The sequence below is a fragment of the Pseudomonas sp. ICMP 10191 genome (assembly GCF_001467335.1).
GTDB classification, from domain to species: Bacteria; Pseudomonadota; Gammaproteobacteria; order Pseudomonadales; family Pseudomonadaceae; genus Aquipseudomonas; species Aquipseudomonas cerasi.
In genome coordinates, this window is sequence record NZ_LKGW01000167.1 from 1 (window position 1) to 3,304 (window position 3,304).

5 protein-coding genes and 1 pseudogene are annotated in these 3,304 nt (G+C 56.7%); all 6 read left to right on the forward strand.

Annotated elements, in window-relative coordinates; genetic code table 11:
* A partial coding sequence (locus tag AO388_RS24320; RefSeq protein WP_058417333.1) for an HK97-gp10 family putative phage morphogenesis protein occupies positions 1–344 on the forward strand: 344 nt, incomplete at its 5' end.
* The gene (locus AO388_RS24325; protein WP_046832800.1) at positions 344–712 is read left to right on the forward strand and encodes a DUF3168 domain-containing protein; all 369 of its coding nucleotides are present in this window, start codon (positions 344–346) and stop codon (positions 710–712) included. The genes AO388_RS24320 and AO388_RS24325, both read left to right, overlap by 1 nt.
* 63 nt (positions 713–775) lie before the next feature.
* Positions 776–1,276, forward strand: coding sequence for a phage tail tube protein (locus tag AO388_RS24330; RefSeq protein WP_058417334.1), 501 nt, complete (start codon positions 776–778; stop codon positions 1,274–1,276).
* A 9-nt stretch (positions 1,277–1,285) separates the two neighbouring features.
* Entirely contained in the window at positions 1,286–1,723 is a 438-nt protein-coding gene (locus AO388_RS24335) for a phage tail assembly chaperone family protein, TAC (protein ID WP_054986373.1), read from the forward strand.
* Positions 1,724–1,779: 56 nt separating this feature from the next.
* Complete coding sequence (locus AO388_RS29455) at positions 1,780–1,926, forward strand: hypothetical protein (RefSeq protein ID WP_164989071.1); 147 nt, start codon at positions 1,780–1,782, stop codon at positions 1,924–1,926.
* A gap of 47 nt (positions 1,927–1,973) precedes the next feature.
* Positions 1,974–3,304, forward strand: a pseudogene (locus tag AO388_RS24340) (tail tape measure protein); the annotation flags it as partial.

Genomic DNA, 3,304 nt, shown 5'->3' on the forward strand with positions numbered 1-3,304 from the left:
AAGGCGCGCAGCGGATAGACGACCCTGAAACAGGCCGATCTATCGCGGACAACGTCGCGCTTCGCTGGAACGGGAAATTGTTCAAGTCGAGCGGGGACCTGGGTTTCCGGGTTGGTGTTCTGCAAGGCGCTGTCCTCAAGAAGGGCGGCGACAAATCTGCGAACGCTGCGACGCCTCATTGGCGCCTCATCGAATTCGGTACTTCCAAAATGCGTGCAGATCCATTCGCGCGAAAGGCGTTGGCCGACAACATAACCGAGGCAACCAATACATTCATCACTGAATACGAGAAGGCCATTGACCGCGCGATTAAACGAGCGGCCAAGGCTTCAGGGGGGGCGTGATGTCGTATGCACCCATATTCGCCGTATGCGCTGCTGACGCCGGGGTAACGGCACTACTGGGCGTCAGCCCCACCAGGCTTTATCCGTTCGATGATGCGCCCGAAGGCGTGGCGAAGCCGTATGCAGTCTGGCAACTCATCACCGGCAGTCCAGAAAACTACCTCGCCGGCCGTCCTGATGCTGACAGCTTCACGCTGCAGGTCGACGTGTATGCCGCTACAGGCGCGCAGGCAAGGGCAGTGACTGACGCAATCAGTCACGCCATTGAGCTGCAAGCTTACGTGGTCCGCTGGGGTGGCGAGAGCAAAGACGCCGAAACAAAGTTGTACCGGTCGAGTTTCGATGTCGACTGGATAGTGCTCCGGTAGTCCCAACCAACTTTACAGCCCGCCATGAGCGGGTTTTTTTATGCCCGACATTTGGAGAACACAATGGCGATTTTGACTCAAGGCACCCAGATGTATGCGCTGGTGCCTACAACCGCAGACCCGACAAAGCTGGAGGTCATTGAGGTGGAATGCATTACAGCGTTCAACCCGGGCGGCAACCCAGCAGACCAAGTTGAAATTACGTGCCTGAGTGACAAGGTAAGGCGATACCTGCGCGGCTTGCGCACGCCTGGACAGGCTTCGTTCTCAGTAGACGCTGATCCGAAAAACGCCTCACACGTCCGGCTTTACCAGCTTTCCGAGGATGACTCGGTCGAAAATACGTCTTGGGTCATTGGCTGGGCTGACGGCTTCGATATCAAGCCCACCTTAAATGCGGCTGGCGATGATTTCGAGCTGCCACCGACACGCACCTGGTTCGTGTTCGACGGCTATGTCGCCGACTTCCCATTCGACTTCGCAGGAAACACAGTCGTGAAGACTGCGGGCACCATCCAGCGCTCCGGCGGCTCCGCCTGGATTCGCAAGTCGGCTAACGCATAAGGCATCGTGATGAAATTAAGTCTTGAAAGCTTGCGCGGCGTGGGTGCGTTCACCGGTCGCCCGGTCGAGAAAGAAATCAAATGGCAGCAGGGCGAAAAAGAATTCGTCGCCACGGTCTACGTCAGGCCGCTGGGGTTTCAAACGGCGATCAACGATGCACTATCCGCCGCTGGCAAGGTGCAGGTTCACGCGGGCCGAATTGCCGCAAGTATCTGCGACGAAGAGGGAAAGCCCGTCTTCACGGTTGAAGACATCACCGGAGAAGCTGATCCAACGCGTGGCTCGCTCGACCCCAGCCTGACTTTCGCGTTGCTGACAGTCATCGCCCAGGTCAACAACCTGGGAAAGACGGCGCCCTCTCCGACGACGAAGAGTTCTGGCACGAGCTCGTCCTCGCCGGCATCGGCGGGCGTACGATCGCGGAAGCCAAGGAAAGCCTCAGCCTGAACGAGTTCAGGTCCTGGCTGAAGTACCGGGCGCTGCGTGGCTCTCTGAACATCGGCATGCGGGTGGAACGAGGATCGGCATTGCTCGCAATGATGTACGCCAACGTGAATTACAAGGACGGTCCGTACAAGATTTTCGACTTCATGCAGCATGAGGTCGAGCCGGCCATCAGTCTCGAGCAGGCTATGGAAAGCTGGGCATAAAACTTAAAAGGCCCGCACAGCGGGCTTTACCTTTGGAGGCGAGTTGAATGAGCAAGTCACTGGGCACGCTCACGTTGGATTTGGTGGCCAGGATCGGTTCCTTCACTGGCCCTCTTGACAGGGCGAGCCAAGAGGCAAAGAAACGCAACGCGGAAATCGCCAAGTCTTTTGAAAACCTGGCCAAGGGTGTGGGCGTTGCCATCGCAGCTGTCCCTGCCGCTCTGACAGGGCTGGTCGCCTACACGGCCGGCAGCGCTAAGGAAATCTCCAACCTTGCAGCGCTGGCTGGTCTTGGAACAACCGAGTTCCAAAAATACGCAGCAGGCGCGAAAACTGTTGGCGTTGAGCAGGACAAGCTCGCGGACATCTTCAAGGATACCAACGACAAGCTGGGCGACTTTTTCAACACCGGCGGCGGCGAGCTGAAAGATTTCTTCGAGGTCATCGCGCCGAAGGTAGGTGTGACAGCGGAAAGTTTCAAAAAACTCAACAGCGCCGAAGCTCTTCAGTTGTATGTTTCGACCCTTGAGAAAGCGAATGTCTCACAGGCTGAAATGACCTTCTATATGGAAGGCATTGCCGACGAGGCTAGTGCTCTCGTTCCCTTATTGCGCAACGGTGGGAAAGAGTTCAAGCAGCTTGGCGATGCTGCGGAGTCCGCCGGCGCTATTCTCAGCGTTCAAACCATAGCCGTCTCGAAACAGTTTTCGAGCGAGCTTATGGGGCTCATGCAGAACTTGCAGGGGACAAAAAACAAGATCGCTGATGATTTCATGCCAGTGGTTCAGCAATTGACAAAAGACCTTAACGACAGCGTCAAAGCGGGTGGCGGTGTAACAAAGGTCGTGGGGGAGATGGGCGAAAAGCTCGTTACCGCAACTGCATTTGTCGTTAGTGCTGGCGATGGAGTTACGAGAGTATTCAAGATCGTTTCGGACACCCTTGTAGGTATGTACGCGACGGCAGTTGGCTACACGTCTTCGATGATGGCGGATGTCGCGGCGGGTTTGGCAAAGTTCACCATCGGTGATGTGTCCAAACAGTTCATCGCAGACAGTGTCCGGCTTCGCGATGAAGCTAAAGTAAACTTTGGGGCCGCTGCCGAGGCGGCAGCAGGGATCAAGGCAACTCTCGAGGAGCCACTGGCCGGTGATTTAGGCAAAAAGTTTATTACTGACGCCCGCGCAGCCGGCGCAGAGTATCAGCGACTATTTGGCGGCGTTGGCTTCAGTGATCAGGGTGGCACGGGCAGTGGTGTCGATCCCAAAGCTCTGGAAGCGGCCAAGCAGGCTGCAAAGGACGCTGCGTCGGCAGCGAAGAAACTGAGCGATACCTTCAAGGGTTCAGAGACCGACCTGCAGCGCCAGATCGCGCTGAT

Bases quoted from the DNA above. Each gene is read 5' to 3' on its own strand.
- AO388_RS24335 (WP_054986373.1), top strand. From the start codon at position 1,286: ATGAAATTAAGTCTTGAAAGCTTGCGCGGCGTGGGTGCGTTCACCGGT.
- AO388_RS29455 (WP_164989071.1), top strand. From the start codon at position 1,780: ATGCGGGTGGAACGAGGATCGGCATTGCTCGCAATGATGTACGCCAAC.
- AO388_RS24330 (WP_058417334.1), top strand. From the start codon at position 776: ATGGCGATTTTGACTCAAGGCACCCAGATGTATGCGCTGGTGCCTACA.
- AO388_RS24325 (WP_046832800.1), top strand. From the start codon at position 344: ATGTCGTATGCACCCATATTCGCCGTATGCGCTGCTGACGCCGGGGTA.